The organism is Priestia endophytica, from assembly GCF_026790145.1.
In the GTDB taxonomy this organism is placed as follows: Bacteria; Bacillota; Bacilli; order Bacillales; family Bacillaceae_H; genus Bacillus_I; species Bacillus_I endophytica_A.
This window is the reverse complement of sequence record NZ_JALAMS010000009.1, coordinates 23,967-45,531: the sequence shown is the minus strand read 5'-3', so window position 1 is coordinate 45,531 and position 21,565 is coordinate 23,967. Positions and strand designations below refer to the sequence as shown.

Sequence of the window (21,565 nt, the reverse complement as noted above, 5' to 3'; positions counted from 1 at the left end):
ATACTTAAATGCATAAAAGTGGGGAAATAAATGGAGAAAATTAAGGTGATTATTGCAGATGATAACTCATTCGTCCGCGAAGGAATGAAAATTATTTTGAGTACATATGAAGAATTTGATGTAGTGGGCCTTTTTGTAGATGGAAAAGAAGCTGTAGCGTATTGTGAACATCACTCTCCTGATGTAGCTCTGTTAGATATTCGTATGCCTAATATGAACGGAGTTGAAGCAACAAAGATGTTGAGCGAGAAAACAAACGTAAAACCGCTTATTCTCACAACGTTTGACGATGATGAATATGTATTGGACGCAATAAGGAACGGGGCGCGTGGTTATTTACTAAAAAACAACGATCCTGAGCGAATCCGGGATGCTATCAAAAGTGTTTATATGGGACACACTGTTATGCAAGATGTTGTACTTGATAAAATTAAATCAAACTTACAGCCTGCTAAAGAAGAGGTAAGAATTGATCAAAATCTTTTTACAGAAAGAGAAATTATGGTTATGTCTCTTATTGCAAAAGGACTTTCTAATAAAGAAATCGCGGCAAAGCTGTTTATGTCAGAGGGAACAATCGCAAATTATGTGAGTACGATTTTATCAAAAGGTAATTTAGGACATCGAACAAAAATTGCCATCTATTATTTAACAGGGAAAGTAGATTAATGGTTAGAAAAGAACAGCTAATGGAAGAATGGGTTTTATACAGTAAAGCGGTACTGCTCTTGTACTTTATCCTCCAGTATGTAAATGAGGGTGGAGAAAAAGTTCCATGGGTAGTATGTTCACTTTTACTTTATGTTTGTCTCAATGTTTTACTTTATATTATGAAGAAAAGAAACGTGAAGCTTGTTGTATTGCTTTTATCTCTTACAGTGCTTGTTATAAGTACTACATTGCTTCATATCTTCTTTCTTTTACTTCTTCCGTTAAACATATACGAACTTCTTTTTTATCAGAGGAAAAGACTAGAATGGGGTATGCCTGCCGCTCTTATTGTTCTCTTTTTTCTTCCGTATCATGTGCAAATTTTATACGGATTTGTGACTGTCTTTACATTTTTAACGTTTATAATATTAGCTCGCTATACAAGTAGAATTGTTTTCTTGGAACAAAAAGAATTAAATCTTCGCAAGGACCTTCACGATACAAAGCGAAATCTTCATGAAAAAGAGGAATGGAAAAAGCAATCTCAGTATATGTTTAAGCTTGAAGAACGCAATCGTCTTTCTCAAGAAATTCACGATAAAATCGGGCATGCAATGACAGGAGCTTTAATTCAGATGGAAGCCTCAAAACAGCTTCTAGGGCGTGATGAAAAAAAAGCAAAAGAGCTTTTGCAAAATGCTATTAATATTTCCAGTGAAGGAATTGAAAGTATCAGGTTGACGTTAAAAAAAATTAAACCTCCCTCAGAACAAATGGGCGTAAATCAGCTTAAAACGCTTATTAATGAGTTTATCGTTCGAACGAACGTTTCTACCTCTTTTTTGTATAGCGGAGATTTAGATAAAATGGGACCAATCTATTGGAAGATTGTGTATGAAAATATTGCGGAAGGACTTACAAATTCTCTAAAGCATAGCAATGCAAGTGAGATTACAGTTGAAGTAGCTGTGTTAAATAAAGTGGTTAAGGCCGGAATAAAAGACAATGGAACAGGAGCAGAGAAAGTAATAAAAGGAATGGGAATTATGGGAATGGAAGAGCGTGCTGCATCTTTAAACGGACAGATTATTGTAGATGGATCAAACGGCTTTTCTGTTACAACGCTACTCCCTTTATCATCTTAAATGTGTTTCTTCCTGAAAAATAGTGAATATTCTCATCTAAAAAACATGAACTTCTGCACTACGGAAGTTCATGTTTTTTATTTACAATGAGAAAAGATAAGGAACTGAAAGGGTGATGGTATGAACGTTTTAGAATTGAGAAATGTCACAAGAAAATTTAATGACTTTATCGCTGTTGATAATATGTCTTTATCAATCCAAAAAGGTGAGATTTTTGGTTTGCTTGGAGCGAATGGAGCTGGAAAAAGTACAACGATTAATATGATAGCAAGCTTGTTGCAAATTACAGAAGGTGAAATTGAGATTTTAGGAAAAAGCATTACTAAACACCGAAAGTTTGCCAAAATGAATGTTGGAATTGTTCCGCAAGATATTGCCATTTATGAAAATCTAACAGCAAGTGAAAATATTAAATTCTTCGCTGGACTTTATGGACTAAGAGGAAGTTTGTTAAAACAGCGTGTTGAAGAAGCTTTAGAGTTTGTAGGGCTTATAGATAAAGCAAAAAGTTTTCCGAAAAGTTTCTCAGGAGGAATGAAACGCCGTCTGAATATTGCATGTGCGATTGCACATCGACCAAAGCTATTAATTATGGATGAACCAACGGTTGGTATTGATCCTCAGTCTCGTAAACACATTTTGGAATCAGTCAAAAAGCTTAATGAAATAGGTTCTACCATCATTTACACAAGTCATTATATGGAAGAAGTAGAAGCGCTATGTACGAACATTGCGATTGTTGACCATGGCAAAATTATTGCAAAAGGATCAAAAGAAAATCTTAAGTCGCTGATTACAGATGTAAAAGAGCTATGGGTTGAAGTGAAAGATCCCTTGCATGTTAATTGTGAATCTATCGAAGAAATTGGTGGAGTAAAGCGTGCAAGCATTGAAGGAAATATAATTAAAATTTATTCAGATGTAGAAATTCAAAACTTGAATAAAATTATTCAAACTTTACTGAAAGCAGAAGTAGAAATAAGTTCATTGGAAGAAAAAGCGCCTAATTTAGAAACGGTGTTTTTAACATTAACAGGGCGTAATCTAAGAGACTAGGAAAGGAGGGAGGATTTATGAGGATAATCAATCTGATGGTAAAGGAAGTAAAAAGCTACTGTCGAGATAAACAAATGTTTCTTTTTTATCTCGCTCTTCCGATTGGTCTTATGTTTATTTTAGGAACAGCTCTTTCAGGAGCGTTTTCAAAAGATGTATCTATTAATGAGGTGAACGTTCTGTATAAAAGTAAAGGAGACAGTGAATTTACCGAAAGTTTTAAAAGTTTTATAAAAGAAATGGAGAAAGAAAATGATCTATCTTTTAAGGAAGCAAAGGGAAGATTAGATGGAAAAGAAGCGATAAGGAAGGGGGAATATACAGCTTATATTGAACTTCACTCAAAAGAGGTGAAAATTTATAAAAATAGCACTGCTTCTGTTGAACAAAGCGTTGTTCAAGCTATTATGCAAAATTTCGTAGATCGATATAATGCTGTATATGAAGTAGCTAAAATAAATCCTAAAGGAATAGAAGAAGCTATAACAGCAAGCAACAGTGACTACATGAAAGAAAGGTCACTAAACTCACCAGATAAGCCAAATGCGATGGATTACTACGCTGTTGTGATGACAACAATGACAGCATTTTTTAGCTTGTTTCATAGTTTTCATCTTTTAAGAGGAGAAACAGTGCTTCATACGAGTGACAGACTTCTATCTTCACCAATTAGCAAGTTTGAAATTTTCGTTGGCAAGGTTTTAGGGAATTTAGTAGTGAATATGATGTTCCTCTTAGCAGTTATTTTATTTAGTAAATACATTTTTAAAGCGAATTGGGGGGATCATCTTTTTCTTATTTTCCTCCTTTTAGCTACGGAAGTATTTCTAGCCGTCAGTTTAGGAATTTGTATTAGCTATATTGCTAAAACCCCTCAAACAACAAGCGTTATTTCCATTGTCTTTGTACAGCTCGCTAACTTTTTTGGAGGAGCATATTTTCCTTTCACAGCAGAAAAGGGCACATTTTTGCATCTTATCGTAAATCTTTCTCCCCTTCATTGGGCAAATAAAGGAATTTTAGATGTTATATATGCTGGAAGTTTTGACACAGCTTTCACTGTTCTCTTTAGTAATATAGGGATCGCTTTACTGCTTATTTTAATCACTATTTTTGCTTTGCAGAGACGGGAGGGACTATAAGTGAAAGAAACAGGATGGATTATAAAAAATATTATAAAAAGCTTGTTAAATATGAAAGGAGGTCTTCTTTTATATTTGTTTATTCCTCTTGCAGGGATTATTTTATCAACGGTTATACATGGAAGTGCCAATCCGGACATCCGAATTGGCGTTGTTGATGAAGATAAAAGCGGACTTACAAAAGACACTTTCTCGTTTTTAAAAGGGCTAGAAAATACGAATGTTGAAAAAATTTCAATTAAACAACAAGAGGAATCTCTAACAGCAGGAGAAAAAGATCTTATTGTTATTTTTAAAAGCGGATTTGAAGAAAGTGTTAAAAGAGGAAAACCAGAAGGGGTTGAGCTTGTATCTCTTAAAGGAGAAGAAGCGACGGCTTTTGTAAAAAGCTATCTTTCTAGTTATATTGATAATGTGGCTTCAATTGCGCGTGGAACAGAGGGTAATGAAGAGTTTCAGCTTGTTTATAACCGCTATCAGAACTCTGAAGTTAGGGTCACAGCTGCAGCTCTTGAAAACACATCTCAGTATAAGCAAATGACGTACAGCTCCATTGGTTTTCTAATTGTCATCATGTTGTCCTTTGCTATGTCACTATCACTGCTTATTTTAAAAGAGAAAGAGACGAGAACTTATTATAGAATTACGGCAGCTCCTATTACAGCAAGACAGTATGTAGCAGCAAATATTATTGTAAATATGATTGTGATGAGCGTACAGGTTATCTTAACGTTAACCGTTATGAAAGCTGTTTTTCACATTGATTACGGAATGCCGTCCTGGAAACTTTTTTCTCTTATGTTCTTATTCTCTTTTGTTTCCGTCGGGCTTTCATTAGCGCTCATTTCCTTTGTAAATTCAACTTCTGCAGCACCTGCTTTACAAAATGCCGTACTTATTCCTACATGCATGCTATCAGGCTGCTTTTGGCCTATTGAAGTCATGCCAGATTCTATTCAGAAAATTGCTGACTTTCTTCCACAAAAATGGGTATTAGAAACTATTACATCATTTCAAGAAGGAAGAGGATTAGAAGATTTGTATATGAATTTTATTGTGCTGTTTTCATTTGGGATTGCTTTCTTTTTGATTGCTATCTATAAATTTAGTCGAAATAAAAGTGTAAGAACGTTTGTTTAACAAAACTTGTCTTGCCTATAATCAAAGAAGTTAAAAGAATAAAAAGAGCTAATTTCTGATATAGAGCTGGGAAATTAGCTCTTTTTATAAGTTGCTGACGTTCTTATTGTAACTAGTAAATAACAGCAACCTGAAGCATGAGACTCGAAAACTAACAAATATATATTTTAATAGGATATGGTAAAATTTATAAAAAGGAGGACGTGTAATGACCCTTAAATTTCATATTGTTGATGTATTTTCAAAAGGGCGCTACAGCGGAAATCAGCTTGCTGTTTTTGAAAATGCTCGTCATTTATCAACAGAAGAGATGCAGAAGATTGCAAAAGAAGTGAATTTCTCTGAAACAACTTTTATTTTGGATGATAAAGAAAGGGATGGAGCGTGGGACGTAAGGATTTTTACCCCAACAGAAGAGGTTCCATTTGCAGGTCATCCCACATTAGGAACAGCACATATTATTAGACAACATTTATTAGAAGAAGATGTGAAAAATATTACCTTGCGTTACAAAATTGGCCCAATTTCAGTTACATTTGAAGAGGATGGAAAAGTTTTTATGCTCCAAAACGAACCAACATTTGGGGCAACGATTGAAAAAGAAGAAGCTGCTGCTGTTTTAAATATAGGGACAGAAGAGCTTTGTGATACATATCCTGTTCAAGAAGTTTCAACAGGACTACCTGTCATTATTGCTCCTATTAAAACACTACAAACCGTTAAAAACATTGTTGTGAACGAAAGATCTTATTTTGAAATGATAAAAGATAGAGAAGTAAAAGCAATCATGGTATTTTGTCCTGAAACAGTAGAAGGGAATACGCTGCATGCTCGTGATTTTTGCTCTTACTATGGAGTCCCAGAAGATCCAGCGACAGGAAGTGCTAATGGCTGTCTTGGTGCCTACTGCGTCTACCACAGCTATTTTGGGGAAAGCTCTATATCTATGACGGTCGAACAAGGGTATGAGATAGGAAGACCTTCTCTTTTGTTTGTAAAAGTAAAAAAGGATGAGAAATTTCATATCGAAGTTGGTGGATATGTCGAACATATTGCTTCTGGTGCATGGAACGTATAGGTTAGGTGTTAGGTAGGAAAAAAAGTCGCCTTCTCAATGAGAAGGCGACTCCTTTGTAGTGACATTTTTTGTTTACTTAACAGCTTCTTTTAACTCTTTCCCTGCTTTAAAGGCAGGTACTTTTGAAGCTGGGATTTGAATTTCTTCTCCTGTTTGTGGGTTACGGCCTGTACGAGCTGAGCGCTCACGTACTTCAAATGTACCGAAGCCAATGAGCTGAATTTTCTCTTCTTTTGATAATGTTGATGAAATTGTGTCAAACAAAGCATCAAGAGCTTTTGTTGCATCTTTTTTGCTTAGTTCTGCTTTTTCAGCTACTGCATTAATTAAATCTGTTTTATTCACACTAAACACCTCTTCATTTTAGCTTTTGTGTAGAAATATCCTTTATATGAAACATTTTACAAGCATCATCTCTTCTACACAAGAGAAATTGTTTAAAATAAAAAATTAGTTTGGTTATACATGAAGCATGATATGTTTTTATGATAACCTGTTATCAGTAATAACCGAATCTTTCATAGAATAAACCTTTTCTATTAAAAAAATTTATTTTGCTCTCCTAAGATGATATTTGTACAATAGGAAAGATGGGGAAAAAGCACTTTATAAGCGGAAAAGAACCGTCTATTGGAAGAGGCTCTAGAAAGAAAAGTTTGCTATAAAGAGAGAAAAATAATCTATTTTTAAAGGGAAAGATATCAGGAGGGATACAGTGGCAGATTGGACAATGCTAACAGAACAAGAACGAGAGCAGCTTTCAAATATGATAGAGGAAATGACGTCTTCAGCAAAAGAAAGCGATGTGAAACAAACAAGCGAGAAGATTCATCGCTTTATTGATTTATTGGAAGAAAAGCAGCAATCTAAAAAAAGATAGTATTATAAAAAGGCAGAAGAGTTTCTTCTGCCTTTTGTTTTTATTGTTCTTCTTTTTGCATTTCCGCAAGCTTTGCAAGTAGAATATGCTGTGGCATATGCATAATTTGCTCAAGCGGCATATTCAGCGACTGTGCTAGTTTTTGAGCTGTTTCAGCCGATATTTGTAAAGGTCTCATACAAGTTTCTCCTTAGCTTTTTTTTTATCATATCATAAATCAAAGCTGTACGTGACCCTTATTTATACCACTCTTGGATCCGTTCATCTTTTGGAAGAAGAAACGTTAAAAATCCAAGGATAGGGAGGAAACCTACGCTAATGATCGTTGGATTAAGACCTATTTTATCAATAAAAAACCCTAAAGCAACGCCACCAATAGCTCCCATTCCAAATGCCAATCCAACGGTTAATCCGGACATTGTACCAATTTTCCCTGGCACAAGTTCTTGTGCATATACAACAGTTACAGAAAAGCTAGACATTAAAACGAGCCCAATGAGAGCTAGAAAAAAGTAAGCTAAGAGCGGACTGACGTATGGGAGGGAAAGTGAGAATGGAACGGTTCCAAGCATTGAAAATAAAATCACGTTTCTTTTGCCGAAACGATCTGCAAGAGGTCCGCCTAAAAATGTCCCAACGGCTCCCATGAGAAGAAAAAGAAAAATATAGCTTTGAGATTCAGAGATACTTGCTTCATAGTTTTGAATCGTATAAAAAGCATAAAAATTAGAAATAGCACTAATATACCAAGAACGGGCAAAGATGAGAAAAATAATAATAAGTAATGCGCCTTTAATTGCCTTTTTAGATTCTACATTCATCTGGCGCTGTGCTTTTCGCTTCTTCGGCGTATACATAACAAGGCGTGAACTATACCATCTAGCAATATAAAAAAGTAGAGCAACGGCCACCCCGCCAAAGATTGTAAACCAAGCAGCTCCACCTTGCCCAAGCTTTGCTAGCACAAGGGCTGTCATTAGAGGAGCAAGCGCTTGCCCTGAATTTCCTCCAACTTGATAAATAGATTGAGCAAGCCCGCGTCTATTTCCAGCTGCCATGTAGGCTACACGCGAACCTTCTGGATGAAAAATTGCAGATCCAAGCCCGATAAAAAATACACAAAGTAAAATAGTTTCAAATGAAGGAGCAAAAGCAAGAAAAAACATGCCAAGCATACTGCTTGTAAGCCCAAGTGGCAGAGCATAAGGGATCGGCTTCTTGTCTGTATAAAGCCCTACAACAGGCTGCATGACAGAAGAAACCATGTTAAGGGTAAAAGAAATAAGTCCAAGTTGTGTGAATGTCAATCCCATTGATCTTTCTAAAATTGGAAACATAGCAGGGATAACAGCTTGTAAGGCATCATTTAATAAATGACAAAGTCCAATAATAAATAAAATGTTGTACACTGTTATTTTTTCTATGTTATCCGGTTTTGGTGCAGCAACAGTAGTTCCCATAAAAAAATCCTCCTTTCAAAATATGTAAAATAGAAAAGCTACTCTTTATGATAGGCACAAATGAAAAGGAATTCAAGATAAGGGAGAGAAAAGAGATAAAAAAAGCTTGTAAAACACAATGATAATCATTATCATTGTATGGAGTTATACTATAATGATAAGGGAGGAAAAAGGTGTTAAAACGTTTTTTTTCATACTATAAACCATATAAGAAACTTTTCATCCTTGATTTTTCATGTGCTGTTTTTGTTGGGATTTTAGAGCTTGCTTTTCCGATTGCTGTAAATGAAGTGATTGATCGTTTACTTCCTATGGAAAACTGGACTGTTATCTCATTGGCATGTTTAGGTCTTTTGGCTATTTATCTTCTTAATACAGGTCTTCAGTACATTGTAACTTTTTGGGGACATAAACTTGGTATTAATATCGAAACAGATATGAGAAGAAAGCTTTTTGGTCACATGCAAAAGCTCTCTTTTAGCTACTATGACGAAAATAAAACAGGACATTCGATTTCAAGGCTGACAAAAGACCTAGAAGAGATCGGGGAAGTTGCCCATCATGGACCTGAGGATGTATTTGTCGCTATTATGACGCTTCTAGGCGCATTTGGAATTATGCTTACGATTAATTGGAAACTTGCTGTACTTTCTTTTATCGTTATCCCATTTTTAATGATTTGTGCTATTCACTTTAACAAAAAGATGACAAAAACGTTCCGTAAAATGTTTAGTGATGTAGGGGATATTAATGCCCGCGTAGAGGATAGCATTGGAGGCATTCGCGTTGTAAAAGCATTTGCAAATGAAGAACATGAACAAAAACGCTTTGAAGTAAACAATGAACGCTATCGCCAAACAAAGCTTCAATCTTATAAAATTATGGCTCAAAATATTATGGCCAACTACATGCTTATGCGCACTGTAACACTCTTTACTCTTTTGTTTGGAACGCTTTTCGTTATAAAAGGTCAGCTTACATATGGAGAGTTTGTTGCGTTTCTTCTCCTTTCTAATATTTTAATAGGACCAATTCAAAAAATTAATGCGGTGATCGAAAGTTATCCAAAAGGAATTGCCGGGTTCAAGCGTTATACTGAAATCATGGATACACATCCTGATATCGTTGATGCAGAGCACGCTAAAGATATGACGGTAAAAGGAGAAATCCGTTACGAAAACGTTGCATTTCGATACAAAAATATGGAAAGAGTCTTAAATGGCCTAACCCTTTCTATTAAAGAGGGTGAGACAGTTGCGTTTGTAGGTCCATCAGGAGCAGGAAAAACAACTTTGTGCAGCTTGCTTCCTCGTTTTTATGAGATTGAAGAAGGGCAAATTACAATTGATGGCGTAGACATTCGGGACTTTACTCTTCAATCACTGCGTAGCCAAATTGGCATTGTGCAGCAAGATGTTTTCCTTTTCTCAGGTACGATTCGGGAGAATTTAAGCTATGGTAAGTTAGACGCAACAGAGGAAGAGATAGAAGAAGCAGCTCGTAAAGCCCAGCTGTCTGACTTTATTTCAAATCAGTCTGACGGACTTGACACGATTATTGGAGAGCGAGGAGTAAAACTTTCTGGCGGTCAAAAACAACGCCTTGCTATTGCACGAATTTTTCTTAAAAACCCACCAATTTTAATTTTAGATGAAGCAACCTCTGCTCTTGATACTGAAACAGAAGTTGCCATCCAACAAGCGTTAAATGAGCTTTCAAAAGGGCGCACAACTCTTGTTATTGCTCATCGTCTTGCTACAATCAAAAACGCAGATCGCATTATGGTGGTCACAAAAAGTGGTATAACAGAACAAGGAACACACGATAGATTGCTAGGAGAAAAGGGAATATATAGCCGTCTTCACCAGGCACAGTTTGGATAATAAAAAAGATTCAGCAGTTATGCTGAATCTTTTTTATTTGAAAATCTCTTGAAACTTTTCTAATGTTATATCTGGTCCGATGCCGAATCGGTTAAGCAGCAGTGGGTTATCTCCAGGAAAGACGTAGCCTTTTTGTGTTGTAAAGGCTAGGGTAAAGCCTGCATCTTTGACAGCTTGAACAGATGTCTCATTTAAGTGTCCGAAAGGATAAGCAAAGTATGCAGAGTGAGATGGAAGTGCTTGTCTACTTTGTTTGAAGTCTGCTAACACTTGCTCATAAGGAAGTTGGGTAATCATCCCGCGTTTATTCTCCTCATTCATTGAATGAAGTGCATTTGTGTGAGAACCAAACGAGAACACATCCTTCATTTTCTCCATATCTTGATAGCTTAAAAAGTCTAATCGATCTGGATTGAATGGTTTACTTTCTTTTGAAATTCTACCTGTAATAATGAAGTTTTCTGCTTTAAATCCATATTTTTTAAGAATAGGATAAGCATACTCTCTCGAAGAAATAATCCCATCATCAAATGTAATGACAACAGATTTTTCAGGTAACGCTTTTTTTCCTTGTATGTAAGGCTCTAATTCTTTGAGCGTAATAGCAGTATAGCCGTTGTCATGAAGCCACTTCATTTGTTCATCAAAGGCTTCAGGAGTAATAGTTGTGGAAACATCTCTGAAGTTATGATTCTCCTCATCTTTTAAAAGGTGATGATACATAAGAACAGGAACGCCATTCTGTTTTTCAACACTATCTTTTGGAATGTAACCGATAAGACCGCCAACGTTCACTTCCATCCAATCTTGATTTGTATCTTTTGCTTCAATTTGAGTACGCTGATCAAATTCGCCAATTTTTTTAGACGTTTTAGACATTGAGCGATAAATCGGAGTTGATTTTTTTACTAAGAATGTTTCTCCCTCAAAAGCGCTCGTTAGCGACTGATCTTTGACAGCTGTTGCACTCGCTATTTTCGTTTCCTTGCGTGGAACATAGCCAACGTCGTTTCCAACAGCAACTCGCCACCAGTCTTGGTTAAATGCCATGTAGTTGCGATACTCAGTATTCTTAGTTAAATACCCTTTAACTTCTCTTTCAGTGTAAGGAGAAGGAACAGAATAAATTGGCGTGTACTCCTTTTCTGTTACGAGAGCTTGTGGAGCTTCTTCTGCATTTTCTTTCTTATAGAAGAGATATGAAGCAAATCCGACAATAAATACTAAAAACAAACAAGATAAAACAATAACCCCTTTTTTCTTCATCTCAAAAACTCCTAAATTTTTTTCTCTATATGTGAGTATAATAGACTCTCTTTACATTTGCAATGAAAATGTAATAAAAGTGTAATATATAAGGTAAAAAATGATAATTATCGGAAGATATTAACTAATTTAAATTCATTGAATATTTCCTCTATACTTTTTGTAAATCTTTACTATATGTTAAAATAAAGGGAAGGCATGCATTTCGTAAACTTTTTGAAAAAAGAAGAAAAGGAGAAGTTTTGAGAAAGGGATGGAAAGATGGATCGCTTATGTAAAGCAGGTGGTATAGTTTTTTCTATTTTCACCATCATATTGGCTTTAACTATACTCATTATGGAAAAGAAAGGGAATATCGAGAATTTTAACGTTGTTTCTTGGATGCTAGTAGCTATGTCTCTGTCACTTATCTTCAATAACATAACAGAGTTTAAAAAAGAAAAAAGGGAAGGTCATGTATCGTGTGTCGTTTTAGGAGGGGCTGTGCTTCTTCTGCATTTTACAAATGTGTTGTAATACATAGTGAAAAGAGTAAAAAACGGTTCCGGAATAATAAATATACATAGAAGTTAATATATGCTAAAATATAAGCTAATAAAAAGGGGGTGAAGACGTTGGGAAGGCGCTATGGAGAACGATTAGTCAGAAGAATGTAACCGTATTAATTGAAAACAAAGGACCGTTTTGGCTTGGGTACCTATCTCATGGTCATCACTCTACGGGTAGATATAAATAATTTTTATAGCGGAGGTGATTCCCTCTTTTTAGAGGGGATAAGTTGGACACGACCATTATCATTAATTTAATATTAGTAGCTCTTTTAATTGTATTGACAGCCTTTTTTGTAGGGGCCGAATTTGCTGTTGTAAAAGTAAGAATGTCGCGCATTGAGCAGCTTATCTCAGAAGGAAATAAAAAAGCGGTTGCTGTAAAGAAACTAGTAACCAATTTGGATTATTACCTTTCAGCTTGTCAGCTCGGAATCACAGTGACAGCTTTAGGTCTTGGGACGCTTGGAGAACCTACTGTAGAACGACTTTTGCACCCTGTATTTCATGAATTGGGCATTCCTACAGCTTGGACAACAGTTGTTTCTTACGCGCTTGCATTAGGTATTATGACGTTTTTACATGTTGTCTTAGGAGAACTTGCTCCGAAAACATTGGCTATCCAGTATACTGAAAGAGTTACGCTTTTGTTAGCTCAGCCGCTTGTGCTATTTGGGAAAATTTTATTTCCTCTTATTTGGCTTTTAAACGGCTCAGCGCGTATTATCCTTCGCATATTTGGGGTAAAGCCTGCGGGTCATGAACAAGCACACTCAGAAGAAGAGCTTAAAATTATTATGACGCAGAGTTATCAAAGTGGAGAAATCAATCAAACAGAGCTTTCGTATATGCAAAACATCCTTTCATTTGATGAAAGGGTTGCAAAAGATATTATGGTACCAAGAACAAGAATGATTGTTTTTGATCAGGAGATGGAAAAGGAAGAGCTTTTACAAATTATTGATGAAAACCACTTTACACGTTACCCTGTAACAGAAGAAGGAGATAAAGACAAAATTATCGGTGTTGTAAATGCTAAGGAAATGGTCACAAACCTTGTTCTTGGACGATCATTAAATATGAAAAAACATATCCATCCGATTCCTTTTATTCATGAATCAACACGTTTGCAAGATGTGTTAGTGAAGATGAAAAAAGAACACATTCATATTGCCGTTGTTATGGATGAATATGGAGGAACGTCAGGAATTATTTCGATGGAGGATATATTAGAAGAAATTGTTGGTGACATTCAAGACGAATTTGATACTGATGAAATTCCAGACGTAGTAGAACAAGAACAGGGCTACTATCTTTTAAATGGACGCGTTCTTTTAGATGATTTAGAAGAGCGATTCGGAATGACGTTTGATCAGCGAGAGAACGTTGATACAATAGGGGGATGGATGCAAGTGAAAATGGCTTCAACCCCAGATGAGAATCCTGTTGTTGAAGATGATCAGTACCGTTTTGAAGTAGTAGAAATTGAAAATCATCAAATTCTTCAAGTCTCTTTCTTAATTAAAGAATTAAATGAAGAAATGGAAGAGGATACGGAACGAAAGCACGGATAGGAAAGAAAACTCAGAAGCTCCTGCAAAATAGCAGGAGTTTTTTTATGGAGAAATTCACTTAAACTTGTCCACTTTTTATCAATGAAGGACTCCTTTAAGAGGAAGACCTTCCACTCTAGTGTTCACATCCGGACAATAATAGAGCCGCCTCCACTTGGTGCTGTGACCGTTTGACTTTGTTCAGGAGCTTTTCGATCTAAACGCTCAAGAAGCTGTTTGTTTTGCTCAATAAGTTGCTGAACTTGGTAAGAAAGATAATTCAAACGATATTCTAAACTTCCTTCTCCATATGGAAATGGGGGAGTAGTAGGGTGGGCAAAATTTTCATGATGTGATGAAGAATAATTTTGTTCATTTTGGTTGTTCGGCTTATAGTTTCTTTGATAATAATGAGGAAAGTAAGAGTGATGATGCACATGTATTACCTCCTTTTACGAGTCTCTTATAATATATACGAAAGATAAAATTCGGGGATTTGTCCTAAAAAAAATAGACAAATGCCTAATAAAAAAGCCGCATTAAGCGGCTTTTTTTATTAGTATTGACGATAAACATAAGTATCTTCTGGTTCGCTTATCTTCTCGTACTTTTTCACTTTTAAAACAGGAATTGTTTTTTTGAATGGTTGATAATACATTGTGTCTAGTTCTCCACTTACACGTAGCCATTCGTCATTTTCCAAGTCCATATCGTCTGGGAATTGAATGAGCATCCCATAGACACCCGAATCTGCTACACAGTGAATAATTCCGAATCTAAATAGAAAAACTTCATTCTTCTTCAAGTCATCACTATTATAAGAAAAACCGGTTAGTGATACCATTTTTCCTGTGAACTCTCCAGGGAAATTATAGATGGTTTCCATTCCCTTTAAATAATTGTCGTCATTTAGAATAATGGAGTTTTTCTTTTCATACTGTTTCTTTGATTTATCCATTAATTTTTCGTAATCTTCTGCTCCGTAATATGTGCTTGTATCAGGTTGCAAAATTTGATGGTTACTTGATGCATCATCACCTTCTAGAATAGGAAAGTGAAATCCTTTTGCTTCAACCATTTTTGAATCAAGCGTTGCAATTGGGAAGCACATAACAGCAACGAGAGGGAAAATCATAATCGGGTACACAACGAGCTTTTTGTACCATTTATCTTCATCATGACTGTGATCATGGCCACAGCTGCATGAATGATCATGTTCATGATCATCGTGATTTTTCTTATCACCATCTTTTACGTAAAAATAAACTTGAGCAATGGTTAGTAAAATAAAGATAAATATCGTACTAAATGAGATATAGCTATATTTCATATTAATATATTTATTAATTGTTCCTGTAGCATGCAGGTGCATAAAAATAAAACTAAAACCAATTAAGATTAAAATGCGTACCACTTTGTCTCCTCCTTTACAAATAAGAAATAATAAGTGCTCCTAAAAAGACAAAAATCGTAACGTAGAAGAGTAGGAAAAATACGAGTTTAGACTTAAAAGTTCCGAGCATAACAAGCATATTTTTAATATCAAACATTGGACCAAATACTAAGAATGCAACAAGTGAGCCATTACTGAACGTGCTTCGGAAAGATGAAGCAACAAAAGCATCAGCTGATGAGCAAAGAGAAAGAACGAAAGCGAGTGCCATCATTATTATAATAGACATAATAGGTCCATCTCCTAAAGAAAGAAGTGTGGATGTTTTAACAAATGTTTGCATCGCTGCCGCAATTAAGGCTCCAATGATAAAAAACTTACCAACTGAGAAAAATTCATCTAATGTGTGACGTACCATATCGCTAAACTTCTTCGAAAAAGCAAGGGAATGGTCATGATGATGGTGTGTAGCCTCATTGCGTAGCTGCCCGTCCTTAAATTGAAGGGAGATAATCCAACCAGCAAAAAGAGCTACAATAAAGGATAAAATGCACCGATAGCCAACCATCTTCCAATCATTCCCAAATGCTACATATGTGGAGAAAATCACAACAGGGTTGATAACAGGTCCTGTTAGCATAAAGCTTGTAGCTCCATGAAGAGGAACTCCTTTTCCGATAAGTCGTCTTGTAATAGGGACAATGCCGCACTCACAAGCAGGAAAAAGGCTTCCAAGCACAGAGGTCACTATAACAGAGAGAAAACGATTCTTAGGAATAATTTTAGCTAGCATATTTTCTGTAATGAACATTTGAATCACGCCCGAGATAATGACGCCAAGAACGACGAATGGTAGGGCCTCTACTAATATACTAATAAAAACCGTATTCATTTGTAAAAAAGATTCTTTTGACATAAGTCTTCCATCTCCTTGTAAAGTAATCGTAATCCACGTTGATGAAAGAGAACAACAAAGACACATAGTTACAAACGAATAGAGAAATAAAAAGTTTCACTATGTGAAGCTTTTTTTATTTAAGAATGTTTGAATTTTAGACAACGTGAAATATTTACCTAAAAAAGGAAGAACTACATTATGGCTAAAACAACGCTGGTCAAGCGTTAATTCGTTCACTACAAGAATGGAATATTGATCATATATACGGTCTTCCAGGAGATTCTATCAACAATGTAATGGAGGAGTTAAGAAAAGCAAAAGAGCAAATTAAATTTATTGGAGTCCGCCACGAGGAAGCAGCATCTCTCGCTGCTTCAAGCTACGCAAAAATTACAGGGAAAATAGGGGTGTGTTTATCAATTGCAGGTCCTGGAGCAGTTCATCTTTTAAATGGGATGTATGATGCAGCATCAGATAGCGTACCAATGCTCGTTCTTGCTGGACAAGTATCAACTGAAAAACTTGGGAGAGATGATTTTCAGGAAATTAATTTGCAGCGCATGTTTGATGACGTAGCCGTGTTCAATAAAACGGTGCAAAGAGCAGACACGCTCCCAGATCTTTTAAATCAAGCAATTAAAACGGCATATGCTAAAAAAGGGGGCGCTATTTTAACCATTCCAGACGATATCCTTGTTCAAGAAATTGACGAGAGTTTAATGTATACCTCATCAGTTTTTAGAGAAGCTCAGATTGTTCCAAATGGAGAGGAGGATCTAAAGAAAGCTGTTACATATTTAAATGAAGCAAACTATTCTAGTCGGTGCATTGCTGTTATTATTAATCCCAGGAGCCATATTTTTATGGATTTACATAAGAGATGAAAAACAGAAGGAACATTCCGTGCTAAGGAATTTTCCTGTTTTAGGGAAGGTACGCTACATCTTAGAGAAAATTGGACCTGAAATGAGACAGTATTTATTTCATAATGATAATGAAAGCAAGCCATTTTCACGGATAGAATATGAGCAAACAATGAAATCTGCTAAATATAAAAGCAGGTTAATTGGTTTTGGTTCGGAGCGTGAATTTGAGCGTCCTGGTTACTATATTGCAAATTCTCTATTTCCAGCTCAGCGTGAGGAGCTGAAGGTTGATAATAAGCAAAAAGTAAAAACAAAAGTTTATAAAATAGACGAAGATAACTTGTTGAGACGAAAAGAACATCGAGAAGAGGTAGAGGCTTCCCCATATCTTCTTCATGAAGATGCTGTGCAAATTATTGGTGAGCATACATGTGAAAAGCCTTTCTATGTAAAGGGAAACGTTGGGCAATCTGCAATAAGTTATGGATCGCTTGGGGATCGGGCTATTACAGCTCTTTCTAAAGGGCTGAAACTTGCCGGAGGAACATGGATGAATACAGGAGAAGGTGGATTGTCGCCTCATCATTTAAAAGGGGTCGCAGATATTATTTGTCAAATTGGCCCAGGTCTTTTTGGAGTGCGAACGAAAGATGGAGAGTTTTCATGGGAAGAATTTAAAAAGAAAAGTGAAATAAAAGAACTGAAAGCATTTGAACTGAAGCTTGCTCAAGGCGCAAAAACAAGAGGTGGCCATGTTGATGGCAGAAAAGTAACAGATGAAATTGCTGAAATCCGTCAAGTTAAGGCTGGAGAATCGATTGATAGCCCCAACCGTTTCAAACAGTTTAGCAGCAGAGAAGGAATGCTTGATTTCATTGAAAAGCTCCGTAGTATTGGAGGAAAGCCGGTCGGTGTGAAGCTTGTTGTAGGGAATGTAAAAGAACTTGAAGAGCTTATCGCATATATCGCAAAAAGTGGGAGAAGTCCAGATTTTTTCACAATTGATGGAGGTGAAGGAGGAACTGGAGCCTCTTATTCAGAACTTGCTGATGCTGCTGGGTTGCCGATTTATACAGCTCTGCCTATTGTAGATGATTTACTACGAAAATACGGAGTTCGAGATAAAGTAAAAGTATTTGCTTCTGGAAAATTGCTTACGCCTGACAAGATTGCAGTAGCGCTTGCAATGGGCGCTGATTTTGTGAATATTGCTCGCGGCATGATGTTTTCGGTTGGATGTATAAGAGCACAAGTTTGTCATACAAACAATTGTCCTGTTGGGGTTGCAACAACAGATCCTAAACTGCAGAAAGCCCTTATAGTAGAAGAAAAATCATTCCGTGTATGTAATTATATCTTGTCTCTTCGAGAAGGGTTATATAATTTAGCTGCAGCAGCGGGTATCACTTCTCCTGTTCATTTTTCAAGAGAACATATTGTTTTTAAAGATGAAAAAGGCAACATTGAAAAACAAGAAAAAAGGGCAAAAATATCGAGTTGAAGAATAAAAGTAGGAGAAACTAGCGCAATCTAAAACGAGTCTTTCTTGAAATAATCTATACATCTATACTAAATCATGGTAGATTTAGTAGGAGCAACAAATGCACCATTGAGGAGGAAGAGAAAGAGCATGAGTAAGATTGAAGCAGGAACGATTGTGACGCTAGAAGTGGAGCGTGAAGCACCGTTCGGCGTATTTTTAACAAATGGCAGTGAAGATGTATTGCTACATGAATCAGAAATTATTGGTGAAATTGAAGTTGGCGAAGATGTAGAAGTCTTCCTTTATCATGATAAACAAGAACGTATTACAGCTACAATGAAGAAACCAAATATTCAAAAAGGGCGCTATGGATGGGCGCAAGTTGTTGGCGTTCAACGTCATTTAGGGATTTTTGTTGATATTGGCATAAGCACAGATTTGCTTGTTTCCCTTGATGATTTATCAGCGCTTGAACATTTGTGGCCTGAAGTTGGTGATTGGTTATATGTGAGCATTAAAACGGATCGTAAAGGTCGTCTTCTTGGCCGCCTCGCGACAGAAAATATTATGGAACAAGTAGCGCGTAAAGCTCCTAAAACTGCATATAACAGCGACATTACAGGAAATGTGTATCGTTTAATGAAAATTGGCAGTTTCATGATTTCAGAAGAGGGATATCGCTGTTTTATTCATGAAAGCGAACGTAAACGTGAACCACGTTTAGGAGAAAGAGTAAGCGGTCGCGTTATTGATGTAAAAGAAGATGGCACTTTAAATGTATCTCTTTTTCCACGTAAGCAAGATAAAATGAGTGATGACGCAGAAGAAATTTTAGCTTATATGGAAGGGCGAAATGGTGCGATGCCATATAGTGATAAAAGTCATCCAGATGACATTTTAGAACAGTTCGGAATGAGCAAGGGAGCTTTCAAGCGTGCGCTTGGAGGGTTAATGAAACAAAAGAAAGTGTATCAAGAAGATGGTTGGACATATATAACGAAATCTTAACAAAAAAAGCCCTTTCTAAAAGGGCTTTTTGTCAAAATGATTGAAAATTCATATATTTTTTACATTTTGAAGCAGGATATCTCCTCTTCGTAGCGAATATTAAACTAAATAACGCAAACTAGAGGAGGTTTCTACTTATGATTATAGTAGCAGAAAAACATGCTTTACACAAAGCCGTATCTCACGGTGAACAAACGATTATGGTGAAAGGAATGATCGGAAAGCTTCTATCACCGCTCACAAACGTACAGCAAAAACCGAAAGATCTTTGTATTACGATGACCCCAGCCGTTGCGGCTGCTATTATTGCACCTCTTGCTGATATAACAACAGCTCTTGCTATTACGCTTATTCTCGTAATTGGCCTTGTCACAATCGTATCTATTTTCAAAGATTATCATATGGAAAATACGTATGACGGACTTGTACTACACAAGAAAGCGTAGCATATTTTGTATTTATTAGATGACCTTATAACTCATATTTTGATGTAGAAAGATAATAGAGATCAAAATGATTTCTGTTATCTTTTTATCCCATCTAAATTTCTTTCAATTCCGTTTTCGATTTTTTCAAGAATACGGAAATATTCCTTTGTTTCATCCTCTGTTAAAACCGCGAGCATTTTGCCCCAAAATTCATCACGCTTTTTTAGAGCGTTGCGAACAAGTTCGTTTCCTTGTTCCGACAGTGTTAGCCAAACAATGCGACGATCCCGGCTATCACGCCGTCTTTCAATTAAATCATATTCTTCAAGCTGATTAAGAGTAATAGTTGTGGCCCCAGACGATAACTCCAGTTTTTTGGATACATCAACAACCATGCATTTTTCTTTTTCGTAAATAAATTTAAGCATATAATATTTTGTCGGAGTAATGTTGTAAGGAAGCTTACTACATAATTCTTCAACAAGCTTTTTTTTATGGCGAAAAAACGTATCCTTCATACGATCCATATGTTCTAACTGTTCTTTTATCTCTTTTGGATATTCACTCATTTTTGGTAATGCCCCCTTTATAATAAAACCAAAACGCTTTTTATTCTCCTTCTATTATAATAATAAAAAAAACGTTTTCAAATAAACCTTTCTAGAAATTGTTCTTTTCTCCTTCTAATGAACTAAGTAAAAAGACTTTCATTTTGAAGTTTTACGCTTGAAAAAATAATATTTGTAAACGTTGTTGTATAAGAGGTCACATCGTTAATAAAATCTTCAATCTGTTCAAGCTTTTCCACAGTTAGCATGACCATAAAACAGGACTTTCCTGTAATACGATAGCAGAATAAAGCGTTAGGATGCTGCTCAATAAACGTTTTAAATGCTTCATGTTTTCCATTTTTAACGGTAACTTCAATAATACAGTCAATAGAATAACCAAGCTTTGTTCTATTGACGTCAATGGTATAGCGTTCAATGACCTCTTCATCTTCAAGTCTTCTAACTCTTTCAGCTACAGACGGTGGGGATAAATTGACTTTTTGACTAAGTTGTCGTATTGAAAGCCTCGCATTTTTCTTTAGTTCTTTCATAATTTTAATATCTAACTCGTCAATTTTCATACGCAACCTTCTTCTTCAAAATTTATATCAAATAAAATTTATCTCTTGTTTTTTAGTTTCATTTGAAATGTGAAAAAGTTCTTTTTCTTTCTATAATTGTAACATAATTTACTTGAAAACAGGAAGGAAGAGGAACAATGACAACAATATCCTTATCATTAAATGGAGAAACTTCATTTCAAAAGCTTCTAGGACATAATGAAGAAGTAATGAAAAAGTGGAGTGAATTAGGGGAAGTACTTGAAAACACTATGTCGCTTTCAAAGGATTTAAAGGAACATGTGCGAACAGCACTTGCTCATGGAAACGGCTGTCTTTATTGCAAAGCTAAAAGAGAACCTGAGAAAAATATTCAGGATGAAAAAACGATAAAGGCTCTCGGATTTGTGAGTGTTTTTTTAAGAGTAGGGAGCGCTATCCCACAGGGAACTTTTGAAGTATTAAAAGAAACGTTTAATGAAAAAGAAATAAGCGAACTTTGCGCTTTTGTTTGTTTTACGACCGCTTCTCAATATTTTGGTGAAATGATGGATTTACGTCCATAATATAAGAGCT

At 35.9% G+C, this 21,565-nt stretch carries 24 protein-coding genes; 15 read left to right on the top strand and 9 right to left on the bottom strand.

Going from position 1 to position 21,565, the window contains the following annotated elements:
* Positions 1 to 30: 30 nt before the first annotated feature.
* The 6 genes from MOC86_RS08240 to MOC86_RS08215 all read left to right on the top strand — a co-directional run bounded on the left by MOC86_RS08240 (position 31) and on the right by MOC86_RS08215 (position 6,212).
* Positions 31 to 669, top strand: a complete 639-nt coding sequence (locus MOC86_RS08240; protein WP_268583697.1) for a response regulator transcription factor — start codon at positions 31 to 33, stop codon at positions 667 to 669.
* Positions 669 to 1,796 carry a sensor histidine kinase gene (locus MOC86_RS08235; protein WP_268583696.1) on the top strand — a complete coding sequence of 376 codons (1,128 nt, stop codon included), beginning with the start codon at positions 669 to 671 and terminating at the stop codon, positions 1,794 to 1,796. Before MOC86_RS08240 ends, MOC86_RS08235 begins: the two co-directional genes overlap by 1 nt.
* Positions 1,797 to 1,916: 120 nt before the next feature.
* A complete protein-coding gene (locus tag MOC86_RS08230; RefSeq protein ID WP_268583695.1) occupies positions 1,917 to 2,852 on the top strand; it encodes an ABC transporter ATP-binding protein in 936 nt (311 codons plus the stop codon).
* A 17-nt stretch (positions 2,853 to 2,869) separates the two neighbouring features.
* Complete coding sequence (locus MOC86_RS08225; RefSeq protein WP_268583693.1) at positions 2,870 to 3,994, top strand: ABC transporter permease; 1,125 nt, start codon at positions 2,870 to 2,872, stop codon at positions 3,992 to 3,994.
* Positions 3,995 to 5,134, top strand: coding sequence for an ABC transporter permease (locus MOC86_RS08220; RefSeq protein WP_268583692.1), 1,140 nt, complete (start codon positions 3,995 to 3,997; stop codon positions 5,132 to 5,134).
* Positions 5,135 to 5,342: 208 nt separating this feature from the next.
* A complete protein-coding gene (locus MOC86_RS08215; protein ID WP_268583690.1) occupies positions 5,343 to 6,212 on the top strand; it encodes a PhzF family phenazine biosynthesis protein in 870 nt (289 codons plus the stop codon).
* 72 nt (positions 6,213 to 6,284) lie between these two features.
* Here MOC86_RS08215 and MOC86_RS08210 read toward each other — a convergent pair whose 3' ends face one another.
* Entirely contained in the window at positions 6,285 to 6,557 is a 273-nt protein-coding gene (locus MOC86_RS08210; protein WP_019392321.1) for an HU family DNA-binding protein, read from the bottom strand.
* Between the two features lie 370 nt (positions 6,558 to 6,927).
* Between MOC86_RS08210 and MOC86_RS08205 the strand changes: the two genes are divergently transcribed.
* Entirely contained in the window at positions 6,928 to 7,092 is a 165-nt protein-coding gene (locus MOC86_RS08205) for a hypothetical protein (protein ID WP_268583687.1), read from the top strand.
* A gap of 40 nt (positions 7,093 to 7,132) precedes the next feature.
* On the opposite strand, the gene MOC86_RS08200 is transcribed toward MOC86_RS08205, so the two are convergent.
* Together MOC86_RS08200 and MOC86_RS08195 are read right to left on the bottom strand one after the other, a co-directional pair.
* The gene (locus MOC86_RS08200; protein WP_019392323.1) at positions 7,133 to 7,270 is read right to left on the bottom strand and encodes a YycC family protein; all 138 of its coding nucleotides are present in this window, start codon (positions 7,268 to 7,270) and stop codon (positions 7,133 to 7,135) included.
* Between the two features lie 58 nt (positions 7,271 to 7,328).
* Positions 7,329 to 8,552, bottom strand: coding sequence for an MFS transporter (locus MOC86_RS08195; RefSeq protein ID WP_268583684.1), 1,224 nt, complete (start codon positions 8,550 to 8,552; stop codon positions 7,329 to 7,331).
* A gap of 173 nt (positions 8,553 to 8,725) precedes the next feature.
* Here MOC86_RS08195 and MOC86_RS08190 point away from each other — a divergent pair, with 173 nt between their 5' ends.
* On the top strand, positions 8,726 to 10,435 hold the full coding sequence (locus MOC86_RS08190; RefSeq protein ID WP_268583683.1) for an ABC transporter ATP-binding protein: 1,710 nt from the start codon (positions 8,726 to 8,728) through the stop codon (positions 10,433 to 10,435).
* 33 nt (positions 10,436 to 10,468) lie between these two features.
* On the opposite strand, the gene MOC86_RS08185 is transcribed toward MOC86_RS08190, so the two are convergent.
* Positions 10,469 to 11,701, bottom strand: coding sequence for a polysaccharide deacetylase family protein (locus MOC86_RS08185; protein ID WP_268583682.1), 1,233 nt, complete (start codon positions 11,699 to 11,701; stop codon positions 10,469 to 10,471).
* A gap of 261 nt (positions 11,702 to 11,962) precedes the next feature.
* Here MOC86_RS08185 and MOC86_RS08180 point away from each other — a divergent pair, with 261 nt between their 5' ends.
* The gene (locus MOC86_RS08180; RefSeq protein WP_268583681.1) at positions 11,963 to 12,217 is read left to right on the top strand and encodes a hypothetical protein; all 255 of its coding nucleotides are present in this window, start codon (positions 11,963 to 11,965) and stop codon (positions 12,215 to 12,217) included.
* Between the two features lie 262 nt (positions 12,218 to 12,479).
* A complete protein-coding gene (locus MOC86_RS08175) occupies positions 12,480 to 13,823 on the top strand; it encodes a hemolysin family protein (RefSeq protein ID WP_268583680.1) in 1,344 nt (447 codons plus the stop codon).
* Between the two features lie 122 nt (positions 13,824 to 13,945).
* Here the strand turns inward: MOC86_RS08175 and MOC86_RS08170 are convergent, their stop codons facing one another.
* The 3 genes from MOC86_RS08170 to MOC86_RS08160 form a co-directional block, all read right to left on the bottom strand.
* The gene (locus MOC86_RS08170) at positions 13,946 to 14,239 is read right to left on the bottom strand and encodes a hypothetical protein (RefSeq protein WP_268583679.1); all 294 of its coding nucleotides are present in this window, start codon (positions 14,237 to 14,239) and stop codon (positions 13,946 to 13,948) included.
* A gap of 119 nt (positions 14,240 to 14,358) precedes the next feature.
* Positions 14,359 to 15,216 carry a TIGR03943 family putative permease subunit gene (locus MOC86_RS08165; protein WP_268583678.1) on the bottom strand — a complete coding sequence of 286 codons (858 nt, stop codon included), beginning with the start codon at positions 15,214 to 15,216 and terminating at the stop codon, positions 14,359 to 14,361.
* 13 nt (positions 15,217 to 15,229) lie between these two features.
* Positions 15,230 to 16,111: a permease gene (locus MOC86_RS08160; RefSeq protein WP_268583677.1), complete on the bottom strand. Its 882-nt coding sequence runs from the start codon at positions 16,109 to 16,111 to the stop codon at positions 15,230 to 15,232.
* Between the two features lie 209 nt (positions 16,112 to 16,320).
* On the opposite strand from MOC86_RS08160, the gene MOC86_RS08155 reads away from it, so the two are divergent.
* The 4 genes from MOC86_RS08155 to MOC86_RS08140 all read left to right on the top strand — a co-directional run bounded on the left by MOC86_RS08155 (position 16,321) and on the right by MOC86_RS08140 (position 19,896).
* Positions 16,321 to 16,977, top strand: a complete 657-nt coding sequence (locus tag MOC86_RS08155; RefSeq protein ID WP_419146616.1) for a thiamine pyrophosphate-binding protein — start codon at positions 16,321 to 16,323, stop codon at positions 16,975 to 16,977.
* On the top strand, positions 16,895 to 18,460 hold the full coding sequence (locus MOC86_RS08150) for an FMN-binding glutamate synthase family protein (RefSeq protein WP_268583676.1): 1,566 nt from the start codon (positions 16,895 to 16,897) through the stop codon (positions 18,458 to 18,460). Before MOC86_RS08155 ends, MOC86_RS08150 begins: the two co-directional genes overlap by 83 nt.
* Before the next feature lie 129 nt (positions 18,461 to 18,589).
* Positions 18,590 to 19,450 carry a S1 RNA-binding domain-containing protein gene (locus MOC86_RS08145; RefSeq protein WP_268583675.1) on the top strand — a complete coding sequence of 287 codons (861 nt, stop codon included), beginning with the start codon at positions 18,590 to 18,592 and terminating at the stop codon, positions 19,448 to 19,450.
* Between the two features lie 137 nt (positions 19,451 to 19,587).
* Entirely contained in the window at positions 19,588 to 19,896 is a 309-nt protein-coding gene (locus MOC86_RS08140; protein WP_268583674.1) for a hypothetical protein, read from the top strand.
* Positions 19,897 to 19,973: 77 nt separating this feature from the next.
* Here MOC86_RS08140 and MOC86_RS08135 read toward each other — a convergent pair whose 3' ends face one another.
* Both MOC86_RS08135 and MOC86_RS08130 read right to left on the bottom strand, forming a co-directional pair.
* Positions 19,974 to 20,447: a MarR family winged helix-turn-helix transcriptional regulator gene (locus MOC86_RS08135; RefSeq protein WP_019392336.1), complete on the bottom strand. Its 474-nt coding sequence runs from the start codon at positions 20,445 to 20,447 to the stop codon at positions 19,974 to 19,976.
* A 122-nt stretch (positions 20,448 to 20,569) separates the two neighbouring features.
* Positions 20,570 to 21,010: an Lrp/AsnC family transcriptional regulator gene (locus tag MOC86_RS08130; RefSeq protein ID WP_040056383.1), complete on the bottom strand. Its 441-nt coding sequence runs from the start codon at positions 21,008 to 21,010 to the stop codon at positions 20,570 to 20,572.
* Positions 21,011 to 21,147: 137 nt separating this feature from the next.
* Here MOC86_RS08130 and MOC86_RS08125 point away from each other — a divergent pair, with 137 nt between their 5' ends.
* On the top strand, positions 21,148 to 21,555 hold the full coding sequence (locus tag MOC86_RS08125) for a carboxymuconolactone decarboxylase family protein (RefSeq protein ID WP_268583673.1): 408 nt from the start codon (positions 21,148 to 21,150) through the stop codon (positions 21,553 to 21,555).
* Positions 21,556 to 21,565: the final 10 nt, after the last annotated feature.

Coding starts and splice junctions, on each gene's coding strand:
- MOC86_RS08240 (WP_268583697.1), top strand. CDS start 31: ATGGAGAAAATTAAGGTGATTATTGCAGATGATAACTCATTCGTCCGC.
- MOC86_RS08235 (WP_268583696.1), top strand. CDS start 669: ATGGTTAGAAAAGAACAGCTAATGGAAGAATGGGTTTTATACAGTAAA.
- MOC86_RS08200 (WP_019392323.1), bottom strand. CDS start 7,270: ATGAGACCTTTACAAATATCGGCTGAAACAGCTCAAAAACTAGCACAG.
- MOC86_RS08125 (WP_268583673.1), top strand. CDS start 21,148: ATGACAACAATATCCTTATCATTAAATGGAGAAACTTCATTTCAAAAG.
- MOC86_RS08180 (WP_268583681.1), top strand. CDS start 11,963: ATGGATCGCTTATGTAAAGCAGGTGGTATAGTTTTTTCTATTTTCACC.
- MOC86_RS08130 (WP_040056383.1), bottom strand. CDS start 21,010: ATGAAAATTGACGAGTTAGATATTAAAATTATGAAAGAACTAAAGAAA.
- MOC86_RS08185 (WP_268583682.1), bottom strand. CDS start 11,701: ATGAAGAAAAAAGGGGTTATTGTTTTATCTTGTTTGTTTTTAGTATTT.
- MOC86_RS08140 (WP_268583674.1), top strand. CDS start 19,588: ATGATTATAGTAGCAGAAAAACATGCTTTACACAAAGCCGTATCTCAC.
- MOC86_RS08150 (WP_268583676.1), top strand. CDS start 16,895: ATGAAGCAAACTATTCTAGTCGGTGCATTGCTGTTATTATTAATCCCA.
- MOC86_RS08215 (WP_268583690.1), top strand. CDS start 5,343: ATGACCCTTAAATTTCATATTGTTGATGTATTTTCAAAAGGGCGCTAC.
- MOC86_RS08195 (WP_268583684.1), bottom strand. CDS start 8,552: ATGGGAACTACTGTTGCTGCACCAAAACCGGATAACATAGAAAAAATA.
- MOC86_RS08225 (WP_268583693.1), top strand. CDS start 2,870: ATGAGGATAATCAATCTGATGGTAAAGGAAGTAAAAAGCTACTGTCGA.
- MOC86_RS08135 (WP_019392336.1), bottom strand. CDS start 20,447: ATGAGTGAATATCCAAAAGAGATAAAAGAACAGTTAGAACATATGGAT.
- MOC86_RS08230 (WP_268583695.1), top strand. CDS start 1,917: ATGAACGTTTTAGAATTGAGAAATGTCACAAGAAAATTTAATGACTTT.
- MOC86_RS08160 (WP_268583677.1), bottom strand. CDS start 16,111: ATGTCAAAAGAATCTTTTTTACAAATGAATACGGTTTTTATTAGTATA.
- MOC86_RS08145 (WP_268583675.1), top strand. CDS start 18,590: ATGAGTAAGATTGAAGCAGGAACGATTGTGACGCTAGAAGTGGAGCGT.